Annotated in this window: 26 protein-coding genes; 22 read left to right on the top strand and 4 right to left on the bottom strand. The window is 60.2% G+C overall.

Going from position 1 to position 22,107, the window contains the following annotated elements; translation table 11 throughout:
* Positions 1 to 137 precede the first annotated feature (137 nt).
* From K3728_15860 to iolB, 3 genes are all read left to right on the top strand, one after another.
* Positions 138 to 1,133 (top strand): LLM class flavin-dependent oxidoreductase, encoded by a 996-nt coding sequence (locus K3728_15860; protein UWQ95146.1) that lies wholly within the window; start codon positions 138 to 140, stop codon positions 1,131 to 1,133.
* Between the two features lie 289 nt (positions 1,134 to 1,422).
* Positions 1,423 to 2,415: an inositol 2-dehydrogenase gene (gene iolG / locus K3728_15855; GenBank protein ID UWQ95145.1), complete on the top strand. Its 993-nt coding sequence runs from the start codon at positions 1,423 to 1,425 to the stop codon at positions 2,413 to 2,415.
* Positions 2,416 to 2,576: 161 nt separating this feature from the next.
* On the top strand, positions 2,577 to 3,383 hold the full coding sequence (gene iolB, locus K3728_15850; GenBank protein UWQ95144.1) for a 5-deoxy-glucuronate isomerase: 807 nt from the start codon (positions 2,577 to 2,579) through the stop codon (positions 3,381 to 3,383).
* Between the two features lie 54 nt (positions 3,384 to 3,437).
* Here iolB and K3728_15845 read toward each other — a convergent pair whose 3' ends face one another.
* Positions 3,438 to 4,556 (bottom strand): zinc ABC transporter substrate-binding protein, encoded by a 1,119-nt coding sequence (locus K3728_15845; protein ID UWQ95143.1) that lies wholly within the window; start codon positions 4,554 to 4,556, stop codon positions 3,438 to 3,440.
* Positions 4,557 to 4,612: 56 nt separating this feature from the next.
* Between K3728_15845 and K3728_15840 the strand changes: the two genes are divergently transcribed.
* The 9 genes from K3728_15840 (at position 4,613) to K3728_15800 (ending at position 13,414) form a co-directional block, all read left to right on the top strand.
* Positions 4,613 to 5,107, top strand: a complete 495-nt coding sequence (locus tag K3728_15840) for a transcriptional repressor (GenBank protein UWQ95142.1) — start codon at positions 4,613 to 4,615, stop codon at positions 5,105 to 5,107.
* 2 nt (positions 5,108 to 5,109) lie between these two features.
* Positions 5,110 to 5,886 carry an ATP-binding cassette domain-containing protein gene (locus tag K3728_15835; protein UWQ95141.1) on the top strand — a complete coding sequence of 259 codons (777 nt, stop codon included), beginning with the start codon at positions 5,110 to 5,112 and terminating at the stop codon, positions 5,884 to 5,886.
* A complete protein-coding gene (locus K3728_15830) occupies positions 5,886 to 6,680 on the top strand; it encodes a metal ABC transporter permease (GenBank protein UWQ95140.1) in 795 nt (264 codons plus the stop codon). The genes K3728_15835 and K3728_15830 overlap by 1 nt, the downstream gene beginning before the upstream one ends.
* A gap of 221 nt (positions 6,681 to 6,901) precedes the next feature.
* Positions 6,902 to 7,798, top strand: a complete 897-nt coding sequence (locus tag K3728_15825; GenBank protein ID UWQ95139.1) for a lipid A deacylase LpxR family protein — start codon at positions 6,902 to 6,904, stop codon at positions 7,796 to 7,798.
* Between the two features lie 136 nt (positions 7,799 to 7,934).
* Positions 7,935 to 9,041, top strand: coding sequence for a Hint domain-containing protein (locus K3728_15820; protein UWQ95138.1), 1,107 nt, complete (start codon positions 7,935 to 7,937; stop codon positions 9,039 to 9,041).
* A gap of 248 nt (positions 9,042 to 9,289) precedes the next feature.
* A complete protein-coding gene (rpsD, locus tag K3728_15815) occupies positions 9,290 to 9,910 on the top strand; it encodes a 30S ribosomal protein S4 (GenBank protein UWQ95137.1) in 621 nt (206 codons plus the stop codon).
* 133 nt (positions 9,911 to 10,043) lie between these two features.
* Entirely contained in the window at positions 10,044 to 10,526 is a 483-nt protein-coding gene (locus tag K3728_15810) for a pyridoxamine 5'-phosphate oxidase family protein (protein UWQ95136.1), read from the top strand.
* A gap of 151 nt (positions 10,527 to 10,677) precedes the next feature.
* Positions 10,678 to 12,099: a saccharopine dehydrogenase NADP-binding domain-containing protein gene (locus K3728_15805; protein UWQ95135.1), complete on the top strand. Its 1,422-nt coding sequence runs from the start codon at positions 10,678 to 10,680 to the stop codon at positions 12,097 to 12,099.
* Positions 12,100 to 12,166: 67 nt separating this feature from the next.
* Positions 12,167 to 13,414, top strand: a complete 1,248-nt coding sequence (locus K3728_15800; protein UWQ95134.1) for an MFS transporter — start codon at positions 12,167 to 12,169, stop codon at positions 13,412 to 13,414.
* Between the two features lie 18 nt (positions 13,415 to 13,432).
* Here the strand turns inward: K3728_15800 and K3728_15795 are convergent, their stop codons facing one another.
* Complete coding sequence (locus K3728_15795; protein UWQ95133.1) at positions 13,433 to 13,894, bottom strand: hypothetical protein; 462 nt, start codon at positions 13,892 to 13,894, stop codon at positions 13,433 to 13,435.
* Positions 13,887 to 14,306, bottom strand: a complete 420-nt coding sequence (locus K3728_15790; GenBank protein UWQ95132.1) for a hypothetical protein — start codon at positions 14,304 to 14,306, stop codon at positions 13,887 to 13,889. The genes K3728_15795 and K3728_15790 overlap by 8 nt, the downstream gene beginning before the upstream one ends.
* 150 nt (positions 14,307 to 14,456) lie before the next feature.
* Between K3728_15790 and K3728_15785 the strand changes: the two genes are divergently transcribed.
* Both K3728_15785 and K3728_15780 read left to right on the top strand, forming a co-directional pair.
* Complete coding sequence (locus K3728_15785) at positions 14,457 to 15,329, top strand: 50S ribosomal protein L11 methyltransferase (protein ID UWQ95131.1); 873 nt, start codon at positions 14,457 to 14,459, stop codon at positions 15,327 to 15,329.
* 107 nt (positions 15,330 to 15,436) lie between these two features.
* Positions 15,437 to 15,826, top strand: coding sequence for a hypothetical protein (locus K3728_15780; protein UWQ95130.1), 390 nt, complete (start codon positions 15,437 to 15,439; stop codon positions 15,824 to 15,826).
* A 153-nt stretch (positions 15,827 to 15,979) separates the two neighbouring features.
* On the opposite strand, the gene K3728_15775 is transcribed toward K3728_15780, so the two are convergent.
* Complete coding sequence (locus K3728_15775; GenBank protein UWQ95129.1) at positions 15,980 to 16,183, bottom strand: DUF1127 domain-containing protein; 204 nt, start codon at positions 16,181 to 16,183, stop codon at positions 15,980 to 15,982.
* A gap of 365 nt (positions 16,184 to 16,548) precedes the next feature.
* On the opposite strand from K3728_15775, the gene ruvC reads away from it, so the two are divergent.
* From ruvC to tolR, 8 genes are all read left to right on the top strand, one after another.
* Entirely contained in the window at positions 16,549 to 17,052 is a 504-nt protein-coding gene (gene ruvC / locus K3728_15770) for a crossover junction endodeoxyribonuclease RuvC (protein UWQ95128.1), read from the top strand.
* A complete protein-coding gene (gene ruvA, locus K3728_15765; GenBank protein UWQ95127.1) occupies positions 17,049 to 17,723 on the top strand; it encodes a Holliday junction branch migration protein RuvA in 675 nt (224 codons plus the stop codon). Before ruvC ends, ruvA begins: the two co-directional genes overlap by 4 nt.
* Before the next feature lie 113 nt (positions 17,724 to 17,836).
* Positions 17,837 to 18,847 (top strand): Holliday junction branch migration DNA helicase RuvB, encoded by a 1,011-nt coding sequence (gene ruvB / locus K3728_15760; protein UWQ95126.1) that lies wholly within the window; start codon positions 17,837 to 17,839, stop codon positions 18,845 to 18,847.
* Positions 18,848 to 18,916: 69 nt separating this feature from the next.
* Positions 18,917 to 19,747 (top strand): hypothetical protein, encoded by an 831-nt coding sequence (locus tag K3728_15755; GenBank protein UWQ95125.1) that lies wholly within the window; start codon positions 18,917 to 18,919, stop codon positions 19,745 to 19,747.
* Positions 19,744 to 20,376 (top strand): hypothetical protein, encoded by a 633-nt coding sequence (locus K3728_15750; protein UWQ95124.1) that lies wholly within the window; start codon positions 19,744 to 19,746, stop codon positions 20,374 to 20,376. Before K3728_15755 ends, K3728_15750 begins: the two co-directional genes overlap by 4 nt.
* On the top strand, positions 20,373 to 20,783 hold the full coding sequence (gene ybgC, locus K3728_15745; protein UWQ95123.1) for a tol-pal system-associated acyl-CoA thioesterase: 411 nt from the start codon (positions 20,373 to 20,375) through the stop codon (positions 20,781 to 20,783). Before K3728_15750 ends, ybgC begins: the two co-directional genes overlap by 4 nt.
* Before the next feature lie 123 nt (positions 20,784 to 20,906).
* Positions 20,907 to 21,599, top strand: a complete 693-nt coding sequence (gene tolQ, locus K3728_15740; protein ID UWQ97588.1) for a protein TolQ — start codon at positions 20,907 to 20,909, stop codon at positions 21,597 to 21,599.
* A complete protein-coding gene (gene tolR, locus K3728_15735) occupies positions 21,599 to 22,084 on the top strand; it encodes a protein TolR (GenBank protein UWQ95122.1) in 486 nt (161 codons plus the stop codon). Before tolQ ends, tolR begins: the two co-directional genes overlap by 1 nt.
* The last annotated feature ends 23 nt before the right edge of the window (positions 22,085 to 22,107 follow it).

Below are 22,107 nucleotides of genomic sequence, written 5' to 3'. Positions count from 1 at the left end.
CAACGCAGAAACAGCGAACCGGCCCGGGATGATACGGGCCGGTTATGCGTCGAAGGTTCGATCTGGGTGCTACGTGGCGGCAGGTCCCTTGGCGCGGGCGCTCGGGCCACCTAAGTGGGGTGGTAAGGAGCACGCCCATGCAGAAGTTCTCACTACTGGACCTTTCGCCAATCCCGGAAGGTAAAACCGCAGCCGACGCGCTGAACAACACCGTGACACTGGCACAGGCGGCTGAAGCGGCAGGGTATCACCGGTTCTGGCTCGCCGAACATCACAACATGCCCGGTATCGCCAGTGCCGCGACGTCGGTTGTGATCGGCCATGTGGCGGGCGCGACTTCCTCCATGCGGATCGGGGCGGGGGGCATTATGCTGCCCAACCATGCGCCGCTCGTGATCGCGGAACAATTCGGCACGCTGGCCACGCTTTACCCGGACCGAATCGACCTTGGCCTTGGGCGTGCGCCCGGCACGGACATGGCAACGGCGCGTGCGCTGCGGCGACATATGGCGCCGGAGGACAGCTTTCCGCAGGACGTGCAAGAACTGATCCACTACCTTGGCGACACGCCAGCGGATGCGCTCGTGCGCGCCATTCCGGGGGTGGGAACCCACGTGCCAGTTTGGATCTTGGGGTCCAGCCTCTATGGCGCGCAACTGGCCGCGCATCTGGGCCTACCCTACGCCTTCGCCTCTCACTTCGCGCCGGACATGTTGGACGAGGCTTTGGCCATCTATCGTGCTTCTTTCCAACCGTCGGAGCATCTGGAAAAGCCCTATGCCATGATGGCGGCAGGCGTATGTGCTGCGGAAACCGACAATGAGGCCGAGTATCTTCGGTCCTCGCAGTACCTTGCGTTTGCCCGACTTCGCACTGGCAAACCCGGTAGGTTGCCCGCGCCCACCCATGATCTCGCGTCGCAGATACCGGGCGCTGTGATGGCCGGGGTGAAACATGCGTTGTCAGTCTCTGCCACCGGATCGGCGGCGACGGTGAAGCAGCAACTGTCTGGCCTGATCGAGACCTATCAGCCCGATGAGATCATGGTGACGGGCATGATCCACGACAGCGCCGCACGGGTGCGGTCGTTTCAGATCGCGGCAGAAACGCTGACTGAGCTGCGCGATTCATAGCTGTTGTCGCCCTTCGGGTCGCACTGGTGGCGTGAACGCGGGCTCGGGGCGCAAATAGGGCCTTCCGCCCGGTGTTCGCGTCTCGCCTGATAATTCATCAAAAGGGATAGAAAGGTTGTGGTTTTTTTAGCAAGGTCTGCTATCTGACCCGCGCATTGAGTGCGCTTTCAATGCTTACCGGATGGCACAGTTTTGTGCGTCCGGAGCCCCATGGACAGCGTATCAAAAAGCAAAGGCCAAACCTGCGGGCCGCATTAACGAGATAACTTCTAATCAAAGGCTAAGACCTATGTTGACTGTTGGACTACTTGGCGCGGGCCGCATCGCCGGTGTGCATGCAACCGCCATCACCGCTCATCCCGGAAGCAAATTGGTCGCGGTATCGGATTATTTGCCCGAAAACGCGCAAAAACTGGCCGAGCAATTCGGCGCTGAGGCACGCACCACCGAAGAGATCATCGCAGACCCCGCGATTGATGCGGTGCTGATTGCCACCTCCACCAACACACATTCCGACCTGATCGAAGCGGCGACGCAGGCCGGAAAGGCTGTCCTGTGCGAGAAGCCTGTCGATCTGTCTCTAGACCGCGCCCGCGCGTGCCTTGCCAACGCCGGGGCAACGAACCAGCCCGTGATGATCGGCTTTAACCGCCGTTTCGACCCCAACTTCGCCGCCCTCAAAGGCGCATTGGACGCCGGTGAAATTGGCAAATCCGAAATCCTCGCCATCACGTCCTATGACCCTGCACCGCCGCCGATTGAATACATCAAAGTATCGGGCGGCCTGTTTCGCGATATGATGATTCACGACTTCGACATGGCGAACTTCATCATGGGCGAGCCTCCGGTCACCGTCTCTGCCGTGGGCACCTGCCTTGTTGATCCGGCCATCGGAGAGGCGGGCGACGTGGATACCGCCGCCGTCACGCTGACCTATGCAGATGGCCGCATCGCGGTGATCCGCAACACCCGCCGCGCAGGTTATGGGGACCAGCGGGTCGAGGTTCAGGGCTCGGAAGGGATGTTGCAAGTGGGCAACCTGGGCGAGAACCTGATGGTGAAATCCACCGCAGCTGGTGTTGTAAGCGCCAAGCCAGTCCTGTTCTTCCTTGAACGCTACATGCCTGCCTATACCGCCGAATGGGGCGCCTTCGTTGCGGCGGCGACTTCGGGCGAGGCGATGCCGGTGACGCTGGAGGACGGCGTCGCAGCCCTTGCCATGGCCGAGGCCGCTACGAAATCGGCGCAATCCGGGCAGCCTGTGAATCTCGCGGATATCTGATCCGGTTACGTAACTTCTTTGGCAGATCGGTTGGTCTGCCAAAGCGCTCTGGCTTGAGGCGGGCGTTCAGGCCTTTACTGACAATCCAGCAACGATGGATTACTTGGGTGGGCAAGCCCCAGAGGCGGCCCGTCGGTCGATAGCTGAAAGGACAATACCCAATGCCAGAACTTCTTCGCAAACCATTTGGACGCCACGGGAAGGTGCATGACATCACACCGGCGAATGCGGGTTGGCGCTATGTGGGTTTTGCCCTTCACCGCCTCCGCGCTGGCGAAACATTGGCCGAGGTCACGGGCGACCGCGAAGTGATCATTGTGATGGTCGAAGGCAAAGCCCGGATCGAGGGCGCGGGCCAGGATTGGGGGGAACTGGGCGACCGGATGGACGTGTTTGAAAAGACGCCGCCCCATTGCCTATATCTGCCGGACGGCAGCGACTGGACGGCCGAAGCAACGACCGACTGCACCATCGCCGTTTGCTCGGCCCCCGGCATCGGCGGCCACGAGGCACGGCGCATCGGCCCCGATGGCATCACGCTGACCGAACGCGGGAAGGGCAGCAACAGGCGCTATATCAATAACATCGCGATGGAGGCGGAAGACTACGCCGACAGCCTGCTGGTGACCGAAGTGTTCACCCCGAACGGCAACTGGTCATCCTACCCCAGCCACCGCCATGACGAAGATGATTATCCCAACATCACCTACCTCGAAGAAACCTATTACCATCGACTGAACCCCAAGGACGGCTTCGGCATCCAGCGCGTCTACACCGAGGACGGCACCTTGGATGAAACCATGGCCGTTAGTGATGGTGATGTGGTGCTGGTTCCCCGCGGGCATCACCCCTGCGGCGCGCCCTACGGGTTCGAGATGTATTACCTGAACGTCATGGCCGGACCGCTGCGCAAATGGCGCTTCATCGCGGACCCTGCGGTGCAATGGATCATGGACCGCGACGCTTGAGCGGCCCGAAAACGTCGGGCGGCCACCCTTAGGGATAGCCGCCCGCCTTTGCGCTTACAGGCAGTCTGCCAAAGTTCCCGCAAGGTTGCGGATCAACTGAGGGTATAGGCCGGAGCCGAGCTCTAGATCAGAGCCGAGAGGGTCCATAACCCCGGTGTTGGCGGTGGTGCCGTCCAGAGCGGTCTCTACCAGACCCATGTTGAACTGCGGTTCCGCCAAGACACAATCCACACCTTCTGCCGCGATCCGGTCTTGGATTTCAGCGATACGCGCCGGGCTTGGGTCCGAGGCGTCGCTGAGAGAAATCGCCCCCGAAGCCGGGAAGTCAAAGGTCGTCTCAAAGTACTGGTAGGCGTCGTGGAACACGATGAAGTTCCCGCCACGCACCGGATCAAGGATCGCGTTTACCTCTTCTACGAGCGCCACGATCTCAGAGCGGGCGCTGGCGGCGTTGGCAAAGTAAGTGCCCGCGTTGTCAGGGTCCGCCGCCGAAAGTTGCGCGGCGATTACGTTCAGCCAAGTGGCGGCATTGTCAGGCGAGAGCCAAACATGGGGGTCGTGCGCGCCGTGGCCGTGTCCTGCGTGTTCGTCGTGATCGTGCCCCTCGTGGTCGTCATGATCCTCGTCGCCGTGCTCTTCGTGGTCATGTCCCTCGTGGTCGTCGTGATCCTCTTCGCCAGGGTCCTCGTGGTCATGCCCTTCGTGGTCGTCATGATCATCTTCACCGTGCTCGTCGTGATCGTGTTCTTCATGATCGCCATCATCTTCATCACCATGCGCGGCGTGGTCCTCATCCCCGTGGCTGTGGGCCTCGAACAGGGCGCCTTCGCGGAACGGCAGCTCGATTGTGCCGTCGGCTTCCATCAACTCGGTCACAACGGCATCGGTGGCGATGGTTTCGATCGCGCCTTCCAGCCATGGCGTAAGGTCCGGACCAACCCAGAACACAAGGTTCGCGTTCTGAAGGGCAGCGGCCTCGGATGGGCGGAGAGAGTATTCGTGAGGGCTCGCGCCTGACTGGACGATCAAGTCCGGCGTGCCGACGCCTTCCATGACACGGGCTACCAGCGAATGGATCGGGGCGATATCCGCCGCAACATTGGGGACATCGGCAAGGGCCGTGCCGCCCATCAAAGAGGCGGACAGCGAGAGAGTGAGGAGCGTTCTGGACATCGGCATTCCCGTGTGATTGTATAACATTACACACCGCTTAATCAAAATGTGATAACATGACAAGTCAATCCAGCGACCTTCCCTTGGGCTTTGAGCCGCACGACCATACATCTTGCGTGTCAGAAGCCGTTGTTGCTGCCGAGGATCGTTGCGCCCGTGAAGGTCTTCGTTTCACGCCTCAGCGCCGGAAAGTGCTGGAAATCTTGCTGCAAGAACACCGGGCCTTGGGGGCCTACGCCATTTTAGACAAACTGCGCGAAGCGGGTTTCGGCTCGCAACCTCCGGTGGCTTACCGTGCGTTGGAATTCCTTGTCGATAACGGGTTGGCCCATAAGATTGAGCGGCTCAACGCTTTCATCGCCTGCGCTCATCCCGGCGAGAACCATGCGCCTGCGTTCATGATTTGCCGTCTTTGCGAAACTGTTGCAGAAGCCCAATCTGGTCCGGCGAGGGGCGCATTGGGCGACGTGGCCCGCGCCACCGGATTTCAGATAGAGCGGACAGTGGTCGAGGCCGAAGGCATCTGCCCCGCATGCGTGGAAAAGGCGTAACGATGAGCGATAGTCAAAGCCTTGTGGCCGTCAAAGGCCTGAGCATCAACTATGGGGCCAAGAGGGTTCTGTCCGATGTTTCGCTTGAGGTGTCCGCCGGAGAGATCGTGACAATCGTGGGCCCCAACGGGTCCGGCAAGACCAGCCTTTTGCGGGCCATTATCGGCGCGGTGAAACCCGTGTCGGGAAAGGTTGTTCAAGGGCCGGGCCTGCGCATCGGCTATGTCCCGCAGCGTTTGCACATTGATCCGACCTTGCCGATGACCGTGGCGCGGTTCCTGCGCTTGGCAGGTAAGATCGCGACCCCGGCAGTTAATGCGGCCTTGGCCCAGGCCGGTGTCCCCAATCTTGCCGCCGCGCAGATGTCGCAACTTTCGGGCGGCCAGTTTCAACGGGTCATGCTGGCCCGTGCTCTGATCGGTAAGCCGCACCTCTTGTTGCTGGATGAGGCGACGCAGGGGCTCGACCAACCGGGCTCTGCCGCGTTCTACCGCCAGATCGAGGCCGTGCGCACCGAAACCGGCTGTGCCGTCTTGATGATTAGCCATGAATTGCACGTCGTGATGAGCGCCTCGGACCGGGTGGTCTGCCTCAATGGTCACGTCTGTTGTGAAGGCACACCGGATATCGTCGCCTCCGCGCCTGAATACCGGGCCTTGTTTGGCACCGGCACTGGCGGAGCCTTGGCGCTGTACCGCCATGACCATGATCATGGTCACGATAACGGACACGTTCATTCCGATGCCTGCGGGCACTCCCATTCCGAGGCAGCTGAATAATGCTTGATGATTTCATGGTCCGCGCCGCCCTTGCCGGGGTTGGTGTTGCGATTGCGGCCGCACCTTTGGGGTGTTTCGTTGTCTGGCGGCGCATGGCGTATTTCGGCGATGCCACCGCCCATGCCGCGATCCTTGGGGTGGCGTTGTCGCTTGCCTTGTCGATGTCGGTCTTTGCAGGGGCTTTGGTCGTGGCGCTGGTCATGGCACTTGTGGTCAATACACTGACGGGGCGCGGCTACGCGATGGATACGCTTTTGGGTGTTCTGGCCCATTCGGCTTTGGCGTTCGGCCTTGTCGCCGTGTCGTTCCTGTCGGGCATTCGCATCGATCTGATGGCATATCTTTTCGGCGATATCCTTGCGGTGTCGCGGGGCGATTTGGCGGTGATCTGGGGCGGTGCTGCCTTGGTGGTGGCGCTGATTGGCTGGCGTTGGTCGGCGCTATTGACCGCAACCTTGAACGAGGATTTGGCCTACGCCAGCGGCATCAACCCCAAGCGCGAGCAATTGGTCCTGACCCTTGCCCTTGCCATTACGGTTGCTGCGGCAATCAAGGTGGTGGGCGTTTTGCTTATCGCGGCCATGTTGATCATCCCCTCCGCCGCTGCACGTCCCTTGGCGCGGACGCCTGAGGGCATGGCCTTGGTCGCGGCGCTTATCGGCGCGGTTTCTGCGGGGATTGGCCTGCGGGCCGCATTCGTTTTGGACACGCCTGCGGGGCCGTCGATCGTTTGCGTCGCCGCATTGATCTTTGCCGCGACCAGCATGTTGCGGGGCATTCGCTCCTTGGGGTGACTGATCCCGATGGCGGTGGCGCACAGAATAACGGGCCGCTCAAAGGTGTCACCGCTGTGCCGCAGGGGATGGGGATAAATTTCATTCCACCGGATTTCCCGCGCGCCGCCCACAATAAGTGCTAAAAACGACACAAATCATCGGCACTACAGCCGTAAAGATAAGAATGTACGGGCAGAAACATGGCTTTTTCATCACGCGGGGCATTCGCCCTTTCTCTTATGGCGACCCTTATGGGGGGTGCTGCGCAGGCAGAAGATAGCGGCCTGACGCGCCTTGGGGTCGTGCAAATATTTGACAACGATTGGTTCGGTATGCCCTTGGGTGACCGGTACGATCGTTGGCGCACGGGCTCTTACCAAGTCAGCGGCATCTATGGCCGCGACGAATGGGACGGGGCGCTGCCCTATGCGCCCTTCGCGTTGATGGAATTCCGGTTCCGGGGCGAGATCATCGCCCCCGACAACCTTGCAGCCCCCGCCGCAGGTGACCGCCGCTATGCCCCTGTCCTGTCTTTCGGCGCAGTGACGCATTTTGACTATCGCGGGTTGGACGTTTCTGCCGGTCTCGATTTGGCCCTGACAGGGGAGCAGACGGGCCTGATGGACGTCCATGACGGCATCCATCGCACTTTTGGTGGCTCGGACGTCGACCTGTCAAACTTCATGATCGAAGACGGCGTCTATTTGAACGCAACCGTTGAAGGCGCTCGAACCCTGGAATGGGGCAATAGCGAAGTCCGCCCCTTTGTGGAGGCGCAAGCGGGCCTGGAAACGCTGGTGCGCGTCGGTGCGGACCTGCGGTTTGGCAACTACGACCCCGAGGCCTTCTTGGTCCGTGACGCAACTACGGGACAACGCGTCGTTGCCATCCCCGGCGAAAGCGTGGGCGGTTGGAGTTTCACTTTGGGCGCCGACGCGGCCTATGTCAGCGACTCTGTGCTTTTGCCAGCCAATGGCCCCGCCGCAGAAGACATGCGGTATCGGGTGCGGGGTGGCGTGGGGCATGGTTTTGGCCCGGTCGACTTCTTTTATGGGGTGACATACCTCTCGGAAGAGTTCGAGGGCCAAGAAGAAGGTCAACTTGTAGGCACTTTGTCCCTATTGTTGCAGTTCTGAGGCGCAGAAGACTCACCTAAACGCAGTTTCGCGAATCAGACTCTTTCCACAGCGAATCACCTCTGCTAGCGTCAGCGACAAGGCTCGGGGATCAACCACCGGGTTACGTCAAAAATGACGAGGCAAGGGCATACATATGGGTACGGGCTTTCAGGGCGCGTTCGTGATTGCATGGGCGCAGACCTGCATCGAAGGGTTTCCGGCAGAACCAGAAATAGAACTGGTCGAAGGGATGAGTTGGAGCTGGCATGGTCAGCTAATGCCGTTGGATGGCGATCCGGCGGCCCTACTCCTTACGGCCAGCCGGGACCAGGATGAGCTCCGTTCCCGTGCGGCGCGGGTGGTGCGCAAACTCTTGCAGCACCCCGCGCCGGGCGCTGTAGAATTCGCCGCTTCAGAAGCGGATCCGTTGTTTCGCGGGGCGTTCATCGTCAGCGATGGCGCGAAGTTCCACACGATTGTTCCGATCCTTCTGGAAGATGGTGCCGCGCCGCTTTTGCTATTCGCAGGTAATCCGCCGCCTTCGGGGCGCGAATTGACGGTTGTGCATCGCAACGAAGAGACCCTGACGCCAACGCCCTCTGATGCGCCCGCAGTAATCTGTTTCACGCCCGGCACGCGCATTCGCACGGAAAACGGCGATGTCGCGATTGAGGAACTGGGCACCGGTGATCGCGTTTTGACCCGCGATAGCGGCCCGCAAGAAGTTTTGTGGTCCGGTCATCGTCGCATGTCTGGCGCACGTCTGTTCGCGATGCCCGATCAACGGCCCATTCGGATGCGGGCAGGGGCCTTGGGAATAGACCGCCCCGACGCCGATCTGATCGTCTCGCCCGAACATCGTGTATTGGTCACTGGCCGCGCCGCGATGGACCTTTGGGGCGAAGATGAGGTGCTTGTGCGCGCCGCGGATCTGGTGGGCGATAGCCGGATCACCGTCGACCACTCACTGCGCGAGACGTTCTATATCCACCTCATGCTGGATCGCCACGAGGTAGTCTGGGCCAATGGGATGGAAGTCGAGAGTTTCCACCCCGGTTTCATGGGGCTCGATCATCTGACCAATCTGCAACGCAACTCCATGCTGGAAATGCGGCCCGAGCTTGCGGCAAACCCCCATGCCTACGGCGCCCCAGTGCGCCGGATGCTGACACGGGCCGAGGCCGCGATCTTGATCCACGGTGCGCCAACCAAACCACTGGCGGCGCGTTCGATGTACGGCTCCACGTACAGCTCGCATTGACAGGGCTCTGAACCCTCTCTAAAGACCGCTGAGATCCCGGCAGCGATGCCGGGGTTTTTATTGGTGTTGGTGGCCCTCGCAAGGGGATCCCTGTCAGAGCTTCGGCTCAGAGGACAACGCCCTTTTGAACGGCCTGACAGCCTTTCGAAAATGGACCCCACGGGTGACGCGGAGACGCGATTTCAGCCCGAAAAGTGGGAACCGGTTTTCGGAACAAGCTGAAATGCCATTATTAAAGGAGAACAGCCGTGACCAAACGCACGTCTGCCAAGTACAAAATTGACCGCCGCATGGGCGAAAACATCTGGGGCCGTCCTAAATCCCCAGTGAACCGCCGCGAATATGGCCCCGGCCAGCACGGTCAGCGCCGCAAGGGCAAACTGTCCGACTTCGGTCTTCAGTTGCGCGCCAAGCAGAAGCTGAAAGGCTACTACGGCGACCTGACCGAGAAACAATTCCGTCGCATTTATGCCGAAGCCGAGCGTCTGCGCGGAGACACCGGTGAATTCCTGATTGGTCTGCTGGAGCGTCGCCTTGACGCCGTTGTTTACCGTGCCAAGTTCGTTCCGACTGTATTCGCAGCGCGTCAGTTCGTGAACCACGGCCACGTCACTGTAAACGGCCAGAAGGTGAACATCCCTTCCTACCGGGTGAAAGAAGGCGACGTGATTGCTGTGCGCGACAAGTCCAAGCAACTCGCCGTTGTTCTGGAAGCCGTTCAACTGGCCGAGCGTGATGTGCCTGACTACATTGAGGCCGATCACTCCAAAATGACCGCGACCTTCGTTCGCACTCCTGGTCTGGGCGACGTGCCTTACCCAGTGCAGATGGAACCAAACCTCGTCGTGGAATTCTACGCGAAGAACTAATCTTCGCCTCCGACGCAGAATTCAGAAAGGCCGCCCCAACCGGGCGGCCTTTTTCGTTGGCATTGGCCACGGAACGGAACCCAAGCGTTGCACCAACCGTTGCTCCTATGAAGTGACAATAAGGAGAACGACCATGGCCGATTTGAAACACGAATTCTGGGACCGCATCGAAGATGTCCGCTCCGGTATGCTGGGGATCAAGGGAGAAGGCCGCTTGGTGCCGATGTCGCCCAAGGCCGACGATGACATCCCCGGTGCCTTGTGGTTTATCACTGCTAAAGGCACGGAATTGGCGCGGGCGGTGGCCGCCGGTCCAAGGGACGCGCAGTTTGTCGTCGCTGACGATGGAGAGGGGCTCTATGCCGATTTGGACGGCAAGCTAGAGCATTCCACTGACCGTGAGGCCCTTGATGAAGCATGGAGCTTTGTTGCCGACGCATGGTTTGAGGGCGGCAAACACGATGCGGCTGTTTGCTTGCTGAAATTCACCCCTTCCGAGGGAGAGGTATCGGTGACCGAAGGGGGCGGCGCGAAGTTTCTTTATGAAATCGCGAAGGCGCATCTCACCGATGAAACGCCTGATATGGGCGAACAAGGCACCGTAACATTCGCCTGACCCGTTTTACCGCGTCTGAAAGGCCGCCCCAACCCGGGCGGCCTTTTCCGTGGGTACGGTGTCGGCGGAACTGACAGACGCCATGGCATCTTTGGTTTTATTTTTGCCCAAGCCCCCCTATGAAACGACCACTTAATGAAGGGGTACTCTCATGGCCGATACGCATCCGGTTTACGCTAAGATTGACGGTCCGATCGTGATGATCGGCTTTGGGTCGATTGGGAAAGGCACTTGGCCCCTGATCGAGCGGCACTTCGACTATGATCGCAGCCAATTCACCGTGATCGAACCCGACGCGCGCCAACATGATTTCCTGAGCGACCAAGGCTTGTCCTTTGACGCCACCGCGCTGACCCCCGACAATTACCGTGAGGTGTTGGGCCGGCTACTTGCGCCCGGCAAAGGCTTCTGCGTGAACCTTAGCGTGGATACGTCCTCGCTCGATCTAATGCGCTTCTGCCGCGAAATTGACGTGCCCTATATTGATACCGTGGCAGAGCCTTGGGCCGGGTATTACTTCGGCACCACCGACAACGCCGCCCGCACCAATTATGCCCTGCGCCAAGCCGTCCGCGATGAGAAAGCCGCCAACCCCGGCGGCACGACGGCGGTGTCGTGCTGTGGCGCCAACCCCGGCATGGTCAGCTGGTTCGTGAAGGAAGGCTTGCTGACACTGGCCAAAGACACGGGCCACAAGGTGGAAACTCCAACCACCCGCGAGGAATGGGCCAAGCTAATGCAAACCCTCGGCGTCAAAGGGGTCCACATCGCAGAGCGGGACACGCAGGTACGGCTAGAGCCTCGCCCGCGCGGGTCGTTCGTGAATACATGGTCGGTGGAAGGGTTCATCTCGGAAGGGTTCCAACCAGCAGAGCTAGGCTGGGGCACCCATGAGCCTTGGTTCCCGCCAAACGCCCACCGCCAAGAAACCGGCTGCAAGGCCGCGATCTGGATGGAACGCCCGGGCGCGGTGACGCGGGTGCATACGTGGTGCCCCACGCCGGGGCCGCAGTTCGGCTATCTGGTCACCCATAATGAGGCCGTGTCGATCAGTGACTATTACACGGTCGGCGAAGGGCACGAGCCAGAGTACCGCCCTACCTGCCACTACGCCTACCACCCCTGCGATGACGCAGTTCTGTCCCTGCACGAAATGTTCGGCTCTGGTGAAACACAAACCACCCACCATATTCTGGGTGAGGACGAGATCGTTGAAGGCATCGACGAGTTGGGCGTGCTTCTTTACGGCCACGAGAAGAACGCCCTTTGGTTTGGGTCTCGTCTATCGAATGAGGAAACCAAGACCCTTGCGCCGTATCAGAATGCAACGGGCTTGCAAGTCACCAGCGCCGTGCTGGCGGGCATGGTTTGGGCCTTGGAAAACCCCGGCGCAGGCATCGTGGAAAGCGATGAGATGGACCACGCCCGCTGCCTGGAAGTGCAACGCCCCTATCTCGGCCCGGTGGAGGCTCATTACACCGATTGGACGCCTTTGCAGGACCGATGGGACCTGTTTGACGAGGACTTGGATCAGAACGAGCCTTGGGCCTTCCGCAACGTGCTGGCGACCTGATCAGGCGGACTTCGAAAAACGCGCGCCCTCTCTCGCCATTCCCTGCGGATGGGCGTAAGTCGGTGCCATGGCTCTCGGAGACTCCCTTAAAACGATGACCTTGGACGAAGGGCGGACGCTGCCCTTCTGGCGGCGCCCCGTTGCACTGTTGGCGTTGATGGCCTTCGCTATGCCCGTGGCATTTTCGACGTGGTCGGCCTTGCTCAATAACTTTGTGGTTGAGGTCGCCAACTTCGATGGTTCCGATGTCGGCTGGTTGCATACGGTCCGCGAAATTCCGGGCTTTCTGGCGATTGGAGTCATCTTTCTTCTACTGATCGTGCGCGAGCAGGTGTTGGGGCTGATGTCCCTGCTGCTTCTGGGCGCGGCCACGGCGATGACGGCGCAGTTCCCCTCGATGGGCGGCCTTCTGATCGTGACGCTGCTCAGCTCCATCGGGTTCCACTACTACGAGACGGTCAACCAATCGCTTCAGTTGCAATGGATACAAAAGAACCGCGCGCCGCAGGTGTTGGGCATCTTGATGGGCATCGGATCGGGGGCGACGCTGCTGGCCTACCTGCTGATTATGGCCACGTGGGAGACCTTCGATCTGAGCTATGATCTGGTCTACTGGGTGTCGGGCGGGGCCACAGTGCTGATCGCGCTGGCCTGTTTCTTCCTGTTCCCGCAGTTCGAAAGCCCGAACCCTCAGAAGAAAGAGATGGTCCTGCGCCGTCGCTACTGGCTGTATTACGCGCTGCAATTCATGTCTGGGTCGCGCCGCCAAATCTTCATGGTCTTCGTGCCCTTTATGATGGTGGAGCGCTACGGTTTCGGCACCGATGATATGACACGCCTTCTGATGGTGGGCTTTGCCGTCAATATGGTGGTCGCGCCCCTGTTTGGGCGGGTGGTTTCTTGGGTCGGGGAGCGTTTCGCCCTGATAGTGGAATACTCGGGCCTTGCGGCAGTGTTTGTAGGCTATATGGCGCTTTATTTTCTGGAGCTGGGGTGGGTCTTTGCTTCGGTCCTATACGTGCTGAACCAGCTGTTCTTCGGGCTGGCCTTGGCGATCAAAACCTACTTCCAGAAAATCGCCTCGCCCGAAGATATCGCACCCACTGCGGCTGTTGCCTTCACCATTAACCACATCGCGGCCGTGTTCCTTCCTGCGGGCCTTGGCTACCTTTGGTTGGTGTCCCCGACATCGGTGTTCGTGGTGGCTTGTGGCATGGCGGCGGTGTCCTTTGTGCTGTCGCTTCTGGTACCGCGCCATCCAACGACCGGAAATGAAACGATCTTCTGCCGCGTTAACGCGCAGCCCGCAGAGTAACCTCGCCAAGGGCTAGCCTCAGATGTCAGTGCCCGTCCGAGGACAAAGGGGCGTGATGTCAAACGCCTGAATGCGACTGTTTCGCAGGTTAATCTGAAGCTCACTTTCGCAGCCGGAAACGGCCTCTCCCACCCCGTAGAGGTCGGTTGAACGTATGTCGCCAAAGCCGTTGGTACTGCGTGACGAAAAGCCGATGTGATCCCAGGGTTCGATTGGGCCGAATAGCCGCCCTAACCCGCCCGGTCCGACACGCTGGATCAGCGAGGCCGTCATGAGGTCTTCAGCCTCGCCGAATTGCTCTGCCGCAATATGGGTCAGGAACGCGCGGGCGATGGCCACGTCTTCGCGCTGGCCTTCAAACGCCTTCCATCCAAGCGCCCCCAGGGCGGCCACAGCAACCAAGGCCAGTGAAATCGGCACGATGGCGCGCCGAAAGCCGCCGGGGCGACGGGCAGGGGGCTGGTTGTCCGGATCAGGCATCGCTGGCGCCACCCCGGCACAGAGGCGCGATGTCGAAGAAGGTGATGACACCATCCCGAAGATCGAACCGCAGATCGCTTTCGCACCCGCTGTCGGTCGTGCCTGTGCCGGTCAGTTCGGTGGAGCGTGACCCGTTAGAGGAGGAGAAACTGATCGAGGGGAAACTAATATCGGTATAGACCTCCATCCCGGAAAGGATGTTGGCAAGGTCTTCCACGCTGTGTTGTTCCCGGATCGAGGCCGACAACAGCGCGTGCGCCTCGGCGGTTTCGCCGGCGGCGGCGTGGGTCATGAACAGACGAGAGGTCTCGGCATCGTCCTTTTGTCCCTGAAAGCCAAAATAGAACGCGCCCGCGATGATGATGGCCGCACCTAGTAGCGTCACAAGTAGGCCGCGTGGTCCCTTAAGCATCGGTATTTCCTTCCGTTCATATGTTTCCTTCTGCCTATACTATTAGCCTGTGCCGCCACATCTGCGGGAATCCACCAGTTAAGTCGCGCGGGATTTGCCATAGGCCGCCAAAGCGGCTACCGAACGGCGAAACATCGCATTGGAGCCCCCATGCCTACTTGGACCGCCTTGACCACCTTGCCACAAAAGCCCCCCGCGGAAGCCTTGGGGGAAGCCTTGGAGCAGCTAGAGCCCGCGCCAACCGGCGTTGGCGTCTTTGAGATGGAAGACGGCTCGGGCCTGTTCGAGGTGGGCGCCTATTTCATCGAGGCCCCCGATGAGGTCGCCTTGGCGATCCTTGCCGCGGCCTATGGCGCAAGGGACTTCGCCGTGTCCGAAATCCCAGAGACAGATTGGGTCGCCCACGTTCGCCGAGAACTGCACCCGGTCGAGGCGGGACGCTTCTTCGTCTATGGCAGCCACGACGCGGATAAGGTGCCTGAGGGGTCGATTCCCTTGCTGATCGAAGCGGCAATGGCGTTCGGAACGGGTCATCACGGGACCACAAAAGGTTGTCTCGAAGCCGTGGACAAACTGTTTACGGACGGATTTTCGCCACATTCTGTGGCCGATATTGGCTGTGGAACGGCGGTATTGGCGATCGCTGCGGCGAAGGTTTTGGACCTTCCGGTCATGGCCTCTGACATTGACCCCCAAGCGGTCGATGTGGCCCTTGTGAACGCGTCCGCCAATGGCGTCGCTAAACTGGTTTCCTGCGTCGAGGCGGCTGGATTCGATCATCCGGCGATTGCGGAAATTGGCCCCTATGACCTTGTTTTCGCTAATATTCTCAAGGGTCCACTGGTGGAGCTTGCCCCCGATGTGGCAGTGCACACGAAAGACGGTGGGTACGTCATTTTGTCTGGTATTCTGAATGCGCAGGCTGATGATGTGATCGCGGCATACAAGGCGCAGAACCTCGGTTTGCACGCGCGTGACGAGATCGGAGAATGGACGACATTGACGTTGCGGAAGGCGTCCTAAGGGGCGCGCCGCGCGGCGATCCAATTCCGCCTAAAAGTTGTCGTATTTATACCGGATGTTCGCTATATTCATCCGTGGTGGGGGCAGTTAACTAGTAGAGCTGCCCGATGGTAAACGAAACTGAACATTTTAACGATCGTTTGGAACGTATCCAAAACGTCCGACGTCGTAATCGGGGCGGTATGGGGTTTGTCGTCCATCCTGATGGGGTGGTCACCTCCATCGGTAAGCCGTCTTCCAGTTTGCGATTTGGCTTCCCGCTGAAGGGTCTCATCTTAGGGTTCATCGTGGCAGTAGCCGTGAAATCCTATCTGATGTGGGCCGTTGGATCTGAAGTCTACTCTCTCCAAGTTGAATCAATGCTGACGGGCCAAGCCTTTGAGCAATTAGCCGCGTTGATCCTTATGCCCGACGCGCTCTCGCTTTGGATGGTGGAACGCTACGACGAAATTTACGCATTTGTCCAAGCTGGTCTGGCGGTGGGCGAGCCCGCCTGACGGCTAAGTCAAATGCGTCAGGAGCCTAGCGATGAGGCTCTGTTCCGGCCTGCGCAGCGTGAAGTTGTGCAGGCCGATGCTTTTCCAAGACACTAAAAAAGCGGCTTGGGGATGTGCCCCAGCCGCTTCTTGCGTTTCAGCTTTTTCAGCCGCTTAGCGGTAGTAACGACCGTGCGCGATGTCATCGATGTCGCCCCGGCACAGGCCGAGGTCGTCAAGCTCGCGGTTGGACAGCGACGACAGTGCTTTGCGCGTGACGCGCGCGTCGTTCCAAATTGCGATGCGTGCCACCAGATCGGAGAGCACACGTGTTACATTGAAGCCTGCGCCGAGAGGGCGATTGGTGATCGAGGCCATAGGTCTCATCCTTTCCAGTTTGTGTTTCTTGAGGGTGACGGTGGACAATGCCAGTCCGTCGATGAACGGCATCTAGGGGGCAGCCCGCACCCGAACAAGCCACTTTTTGTGCATGGGACCTATGCGGAAACTGCATGACTGGAAAGTTAATTAATGCGCGGAAATTAAACGATAAATCCCGGTTTCAATGTCGCGATTGGATCGCAAGGTGTCGCTATCGGCGCTCAAAAATTAGGCATGTCGAAAACATGCCGGGAAATGTCGAAAACGACCCACGATGGGGATCGGTTCTTGGAGATGTTCGCGTTTCGTGCTAATGGAGCGAAAAGCCGGAAACAGGCGTATTAACGGGCGGAGCGGGCGACATGCGAATAATTGGGATCGACCCGGGGCTCAGAACGCTCGGCTGGGGGGTGATCGAGGCCGAGAATGGCCGCCTAAGCCACGTCGCCAACGGCCAATGCCAGTCGCAGGGAACCGATTTGGCGCTGCGCCTTCTTTCGCTTCACACGCAACTTAGCGCCGTTGTGGCGCAATACCGCCCTGAAGCTGCTGCGGTGGAACAGACCTTCGTGAACCGAGATGGCGCAGGCACCCTGAAGCTGGGGCAGGCGCGGGGCATCGCGATGCTAGTGCCCGCGCAGGCCGGGCTAGTCGTGGGGGAATATGCGCCCAACGCGGTCAAAAAGGCTGTCGTGGGCGTGGGCCATGCCGACAAGAAACAAGTGGAACATATGGTGCGGCTGCAACTTCCGGGCTGCGCGCCCGAGGGGCCAGACGCGGCGGACGCGCTGGCGATTGCGATCTGCCATTCGTTCCATGCCGCCACGGCCGGCCGTTTGGCCGCCGCGATAGGAGCAGGGCGATGATTGGGAAGTTGACGGGACGGTTGGACTACAAGGGTCCGGATCACGTGCTGATTGATGTGGGGGGCGTGGGCTACGTTGTCCATTGCTCGGAGCGAACCCTTGCCTCGCTGCCGGGCAGCGGAGAGGTCGTGGCGCTTTATACCGAGATGCTGGTGCGCGAAGATTTGTTGCAGCTTTTCGGGTTCCTCACGCCATACGAAAAGGAATGGCACCGATTGCTGACCTCGGTGCAAGGGGTGGGTGCGAAGGCCTCCATGGCGATCCTGGGCACCTTGGGGCCGGAAGGCGCCGCGAGAGCGATCACTTTAGGCGATGCCACGGCGATCAAGGCGGCACCGGGGGTAGGGCCGAAACTGGCGCAGCGCGTGGTGATGGAGCTGAAAGACAAAGCCCCCGCCGTCATGGCGATGGGCGGCACGCTGGATGCCGCGATGGACGCAGTCGTGGCCGATGACCTGCCCGCGACCGCAACGGCTGCAAGCACCCCGAAGAAACCGGCCGCCCCCAAACGTCCCGCCTCCAACATGCAGGCCGAGGCGCTTTCGGCGCTGCAAAACCTTGGCTACGGCCCCTCCGACGCGGCGCAGGCCGTGGCGCAAGCCGCCGAAGATGCCTCGGACACGCCGGACCTGATCCGGCAAGCCCTGCGCCTTTTGGCCCCGAAAGACTGACCGCCGATGCCCACGTCTATTCCCCAAAGCCTTGCAAGGCTTTGTGCAAACCCTTGCAAGGGTTTGCGGCACCCCATGGCCAATGTCGCGCTCTGTTGCCATAAGGTGGCTCCATGACTGAGCCCGACCCAACCCTCCGCGCAGAGCGTTTACCAGACGACGACCGCGCCCTGCGTCCGCAATCGCTGGATGACTTCACCGGGCAGGAAGAGGCCCGCGCCAACCTGCGTGTATTCATCGAGAGCGCCCGTAAGCGCGGCGAGGCGATGGACCATGTATTGTTCCACGGTCCTCCCGGCCTCGGGAAAACCACGCTGGCGCAGATCATGGCGAAGGAGTTGGGGGTGGGTTTCCGCATGACCTCGGGTCCGGTGCTTGCCAAGGCCGGTGATTTGGCGGCGATCTTGACCAATCTTGAGGCCCATGACGTCTTGTTCATAGACGAAATCCACCGCCTCAACCCGGTGGTCGAGGAAATCCTCTATCCCGCGCTCGAAGATTTTGAACTGGATCTGGTGATTGGCGAAGGTCCCGCTGCGCGCACTGTGCGGATCGAGTTGCAACCTTTCACCCTTGTCGGCGCCACTACGCGCCTTGGCCTGTTGACGACGCCTTTGCGGGACCGTTTCGGCATTCCGACCCGTCTGAATTTCTACACCATCGATGAACTCGACCAGATCGTGGCCCGCGGCGCGCGACTTGCCGGGATCGAGGCGGACCCCAAAGGCACCGCCGAGATTGCCAAACGCGCCCGTGGAACGCCTCGGATTGCCGGGCGGCTTTTGCGTCGGGTCATCGACTTTGCTGTCGTTGAAGGAAATGGCCGGCTGACCCAAGAGATTGCCGATAGTGCTTTGACGCGCCTCGGGGTCGATGTGTTGGGTCTCGACGGGGCGGATCGGCGCTACCTGTCGCTGATCGCCGAGAATTATAACGGTGGACCTGTGGGGATCGAAACGGTGGCCGCCGCCTTGGCCGAACCACGCGATGCCCTTGAAGAAGTGATCGAGCCGTTCTTGCTACAACAGGGCCTGATCGCGCGGACCCCTCGGGGGCGGATGCTGGCCCATAAGGGGTGGAGCCATCTTGGCTTGCCGCAACCGCGAAACGAAGGTTTTATCTAGCGCGCCGCCGTTCGTAAGGTTCGAAACCAGTCATACGGCACCGAAACGATGCGCCCCGAGGAGATCCCCATGACCCGCTTGTTGATCGCTGCCCTTGCAGCCATGCTCTTGCCCGCGCCCACCTTTGCGCAAGTGGACTTTCGGTATGACGAGGTCCTCAGCACCCGCTTTGGGGACATTCATGCAGTGGGTTCGGACTATCAGTTCACCCTGTGGCACAATCAAACCCAGTTGCCGTTGCCGGAAAACGCCCGCTGGTGGGTGCAATGGGCCAGTGAACCCGCGCAGGGCGACATTGATTGGGTATTGGCGGCGCATCATCATGGCGGCAATTCTTGCGGTGGCGGCTACTTTATCTTGCAAGTAAGTGCGTCCGGCGTTGTGCCGAGCCGCGAGATTTCCGACTGCGATGGACGCCTCATGGATATCCGCTTTGGTGAGGATTGGATCGAGATTGACCGTTTGGACAGGGATATCGAAGTGGCACTTACGACGATCCGTTGGCAGGGCGATGCCTATTCGGAAACCTATCACTACGCGCCCCCCGAGGCACCGGCGGGGCCGGGTGACGACGTCACGCGATGGATTGGCGAACATGCCTATTCCATCTTGCAAGACGCCAGCGAGCGGGCGCGTTTCGGCATGGCGATGCAGATTTGGGACATGCAGGACCTCGCGATCCGCCTGAGTGTTGGCAACTCTGTGGTGCAGGCCGGAGACTGGGTTGTCGGTACCGGCTGTATGCCCCATGCCTGTGGTCTGGAAATAGGGGCGATCGGTATGCGGATCAGTGACGGCGCGGTGGCCGCGATCATCCAATCTCACGGCGAAGTAGAGCGGGCGTTCGGCCTTGCCAGGGACCCGGTCTTTCGCGCCGCCGTGGCGGAGGGGTTACAATGAGCGATCCAGCGCAGGTTGAAGCCCTGTTCACCCGTGCCGACGGGCAGTTTCTTTTCGCCCGTTGGGGGCGTCCGATTGTGCCGATTGTCTTTGGTGTGGAAGACAGCACAATCGCGGTCTTCAAAGGCGCGATAGAGGCGGTCGTTGCATTGGCTGGCCATAAGATGGACGAGCAAGACGCCGAATTGGGCGCGAACCTGATGGTGTTCTTCTTGCGTGATTGGGACGAGTTGACCGCAACGCCCAATCTTGACCGGTTGATCCCTGACGTGACCCCCTTGGTGGCGCGTCTGAAAGAAGCGCAGGCCAACCAATACCGCAGTTTCCGCTTTGACGAAGACGGCGCCATCAAGGCCGCTTTCGTCTTCATCCGCATGGACGCCGCCATGTCGCAAGCCGGGGCCGACACAATCGCCCTGTCGCAAATCGTTCAAACCATTTTGCTCTGGAGCGATACGGCATTCCAGAACGCCTCTCCGCTGGCTGTGCTGAAAGAAGACGGCCCCGCCGTGCTCAAGCCCGAAATCGCCGAAGTGATCCGCGCCGCCTATGATCCCGTCTTGCCGGTCTCAGCCACCGACAAATCCCACGCCCTGCGCCTGTTTGCCCGGATGGGGCAGGCGCAATGATTCATCGCTGGTCGCTTCGCGTGTACTACGAAGACGTCGATCTGGCGGGCATCGTCTATTATGCCAACTACCTCAAATACCTTGAACGTGGCCGGTCCGAGATGGTCCGGGAGGCCGGAATTTCGCAACTCGACATGAAGGCAGCGGGCCTCGTTTTTGCCGTGCGCCGGGTCGAGGCGGACTACCTGAAACCCGCCAATTACGACGACGAACTGGTGGTCGAGACGCAACTCGATACCCTGAAAGGGGCCAGTTTCGACATGCCTCAACGGATTCTACGCGGTGAAGAAGTGTTGCTTCAGGCCCGGATCAAGGTCGTTATCCTCAATGCACAAGGGCGTGCAGCCCGTCTTCCGGCGGATATTCGCGCAAAAGTCACAGCTATCACGGCAAGTGACAGCCCGTGACAGAGAAGTGTTCGCCATAGGGCTTCCCAACTGCTAAACTAAGACACAAATGAGGCGCATCAAAAACAGCGCCCTTACGTGACATACGGTGTTGAGGCCGGGGCAGAGGACAGCAGAAGACTTATGGAAACGGAAACGCTCGCGTTGGCGACTGAGGCGGACTTCACCCTCATCGCTCTATTCTTTCGTGCAAGCCTGATCGTTCAGTTGGTCATGATCGCTTTGATCGTGGCCTCTGTTTGGGTTTGGGCAATTGCCTTCTCGAAATTCGCCATGTTCCGGCGGTCTCGGGCCAATGCGGCGGCGTTCGATGTCGCCTTCTGGTCTGGCGAGCCGCTGGACGAGTTCTACGACAAGGTCGCCGACGCGCCCAGATCGGCCTCGGAACGGGTCTTCGTGGCGGGAATGACGGAATGGCGTCGGTCCCTGCGCGATGACGGCGCGTTGATCCCCGGTGTGCAGCAGCGGGTGGACCGGTCTATGGATGTCGCGATTGCGCGGGAATCCTCACGCATGACAAACGGGCTGACGTTTCTGGCAACCACCGGAGCGACCGCGCCCTTCGTGGGCCTGTTCGGCACCGTCTGGGGTATCATGCGCGCTTTCCAGGAGATCGCGATTTCAGGACAAACATCCCTTGCCGTCGTGGCACCGGGCATTGCCGAGGCGCTTTTGGCCACCGGCCTTGGCCTTCTGGCCGCGATCCCTGCGGTGATCCTTTACAACAAACTGTCCAACGATGCCGATGGGATCATCGGCACCTATGAAAGCTTTGCGGATGAATTCTCGACACTGCTTAGCAGGCAGCTGGACTGATGGGCGCGTCGGTCGCACAGCGCGGCGGCGGGGGCCGTCGGCGGGGCAGGGGACGGCGCAGTGCCGCGCGTCCTATGGCGGAAATCAACGTCACGCCTTTTGTGGACGTAATGCTGTGCCTTCTGATTATTTTCATGGTCGCCGCCCCGTTGATGACTGTGGGCGTGCCGATTGACCTGCCCGATACCTCTGCCGAGGCATTGCCGAGTGAGCAGGAAGAACCGCTGACCGTGACGCTCGCGGCCGATGGCCGGGTGATGCTGCAAACCACTGAAGTCGCTCGGGACGAAATTATTCCTCGCCTTCAAGCGATTGCCGCAGAACGCGACAGCCCGCGCATCTTTGTGCGGGCCGATGGTGGCATCCCGTACGAGCAGGTGATGGAAGTCATGGGCGCGCTAAACGCGGGCGGCTTCCGGGAAATCGGCCTGGTCACGGACGCAGGCGGTCCGCGCCTGAATGGCACCTCGGAAGTAGGGGAGTGACGCGACGATGCGCCGGTCCCTCT

The sequence above is a fragment of the Rhodobacteraceae bacterium M385 genome (assembly GCA_025141835.1).
Lineage (GTDB): Bacteria > Pseudomonadota > Alphaproteobacteria > Rhodobacterales > Rhodobacteraceae > Gymnodinialimonas.
Note: the sequence above shows the minus strand (reverse complement) of the source record. Positions and strands in the feature narration are given on the sequence as shown.

What these genes read in the sequence shown, in the direction of transcription:
- ruvB (UWQ95126.1), top strand. Translation starts at nt 17,837, where the DNA reads ATGACTGAGCCCGACCCAACCCTCCGCGCAGAGCGTTTACCAGACGAC.
- tolQ (UWQ97588.1), top strand. Translation starts at nt 20,907, where the DNA reads ATGGAAACGGAAACGCTCGCGTTGGCGACTGAGGCGGACTTCACCCTC.
- K3728_15835 (UWQ95141.1), top strand. Translation starts at nt 5,110, where the DNA reads ATGAGCGATAGTCAAAGCCTTGTGGCCGTCAAAGGCCTGAGCATCAAC.
- K3728_15755 (UWQ95125.1), top strand. Translation starts at nt 18,917, where the DNA reads ATGACCCGCTTGTTGATCGCTGCCCTTGCAGCCATGCTCTTGCCCGCG.
- iolB (UWQ95144.1), top strand. Translation starts at nt 2,577, where the DNA reads ATGCCAGAACTTCTTCGCAAACCATTTGGACGCCACGGGAAGGTGCAT.
- K3728_15840 (UWQ95142.1), top strand. Translation starts at nt 4,613, where the DNA reads ATGACAAGTCAATCCAGCGACCTTCCCTTGGGCTTTGAGCCGCACGAC.
- ruvA (UWQ95127.1), top strand. Translation starts at nt 17,049, where the DNA reads ATGATTGGGAAGTTGACGGGACGGTTGGACTACAAGGGTCCGGATCAC.
- K3728_15780 (UWQ95130.1), top strand. Translation starts at nt 15,437, where the DNA reads ATGGTAAACGAAACTGAACATTTTAACGATCGTTTGGAACGTATCCAA.
- K3728_15795 (UWQ95133.1), bottom strand. Translation starts at nt 13,894, where the DNA reads ATGCCTGATCCGGACAACCAGCCCCCTGCCCGTCGCCCCGGCGGCTTT.
- K3728_15820 (UWQ95138.1), top strand. Translation starts at nt 7,935, where the DNA reads ATGGGTACGGGCTTTCAGGGCGCGTTCGTGATTGCATGGGCGCAGACC.
- K3728_15810 (UWQ95136.1), top strand. Translation starts at nt 10,044, where the DNA reads ATGGCCGATTTGAAACACGAATTCTGGGACCGCATCGAAGATGTCCGC.
- K3728_15805 (UWQ95135.1), top strand. Translation starts at nt 10,678, where the DNA reads ATGGCCGATACGCATCCGGTTTACGCTAAGATTGACGGTCCGATCGTG.
- K3728_15785 (UWQ95131.1), top strand. Translation starts at nt 14,457, where the DNA reads ATGCCTACTTGGACCGCCTTGACCACCTTGCCACAAAAGCCCCCCGCG.
- K3728_15750 (UWQ95124.1), top strand. Translation starts at nt 19,744, where the DNA reads ATGAGCGATCCAGCGCAGGTTGAAGCCCTGTTCACCCGTGCCGACGGG.
- iolG (UWQ95145.1), top strand. Translation starts at nt 1,423, where the DNA reads ATGTTGACTGTTGGACTACTTGGCGCGGGCCGCATCGCCGGTGTGCAT.
- ybgC (UWQ95123.1), top strand. Translation starts at nt 20,373, where the DNA reads ATGATTCATCGCTGGTCGCTTCGCGTGTACTACGAAGACGTCGATCTG.
- K3728_15860 (UWQ95146.1), top strand. Translation starts at nt 138, where the DNA reads ATGCAGAAGTTCTCACTACTGGACCTTTCGCCAATCCCGGAAGGTAAA.
- tolR (UWQ95122.1), top strand. Translation starts at nt 21,599, where the DNA reads ATGGGCGCGTCGGTCGCACAGCGCGGCGGCGGGGGCCGTCGGCGGGGC.
- K3728_15800 (UWQ95134.1), top strand. Translation starts at nt 12,167, where the DNA reads ATGGCTCTCGGAGACTCCCTTAAAACGATGACCTTGGACGAAGGGCGG.
- K3728_15775 (UWQ95129.1), bottom strand. Translation starts at nt 16,183, where the DNA reads ATGGCCTCGATCACCAATCGCCCTCTCGGCGCAGGCTTCAATGTAACA.
- ruvC (UWQ95128.1), top strand. Translation starts at nt 16,549, where the DNA reads ATGCGAATAATTGGGATCGACCCGGGGCTCAGAACGCTCGGCTGGGGG.
- K3728_15845 (UWQ95143.1), bottom strand. Translation starts at nt 4,556, where the DNA reads ATGTCCAGAACGCTCCTCACTCTCTCGCTGTCCGCCTCTTTGATGGGC.
- K3728_15830 (UWQ95140.1), top strand. Translation starts at nt 5,886, where the DNA reads ATGCTTGATGATTTCATGGTCCGCGCCGCCCTTGCCGGGGTTGGTGTT.
- K3728_15825 (UWQ95139.1), top strand. Translation starts at nt 6,902, where the DNA reads ATGGCGACCCTTATGGGGGGTGCTGCGCAGGCAGAAGATAGCGGCCTG.
- K3728_15790 (UWQ95132.1), bottom strand. Translation starts at nt 14,306, where the DNA reads ATGCTTAAGGGACCACGCGGCCTACTTGTGACGCTACTAGGTGCGGCC.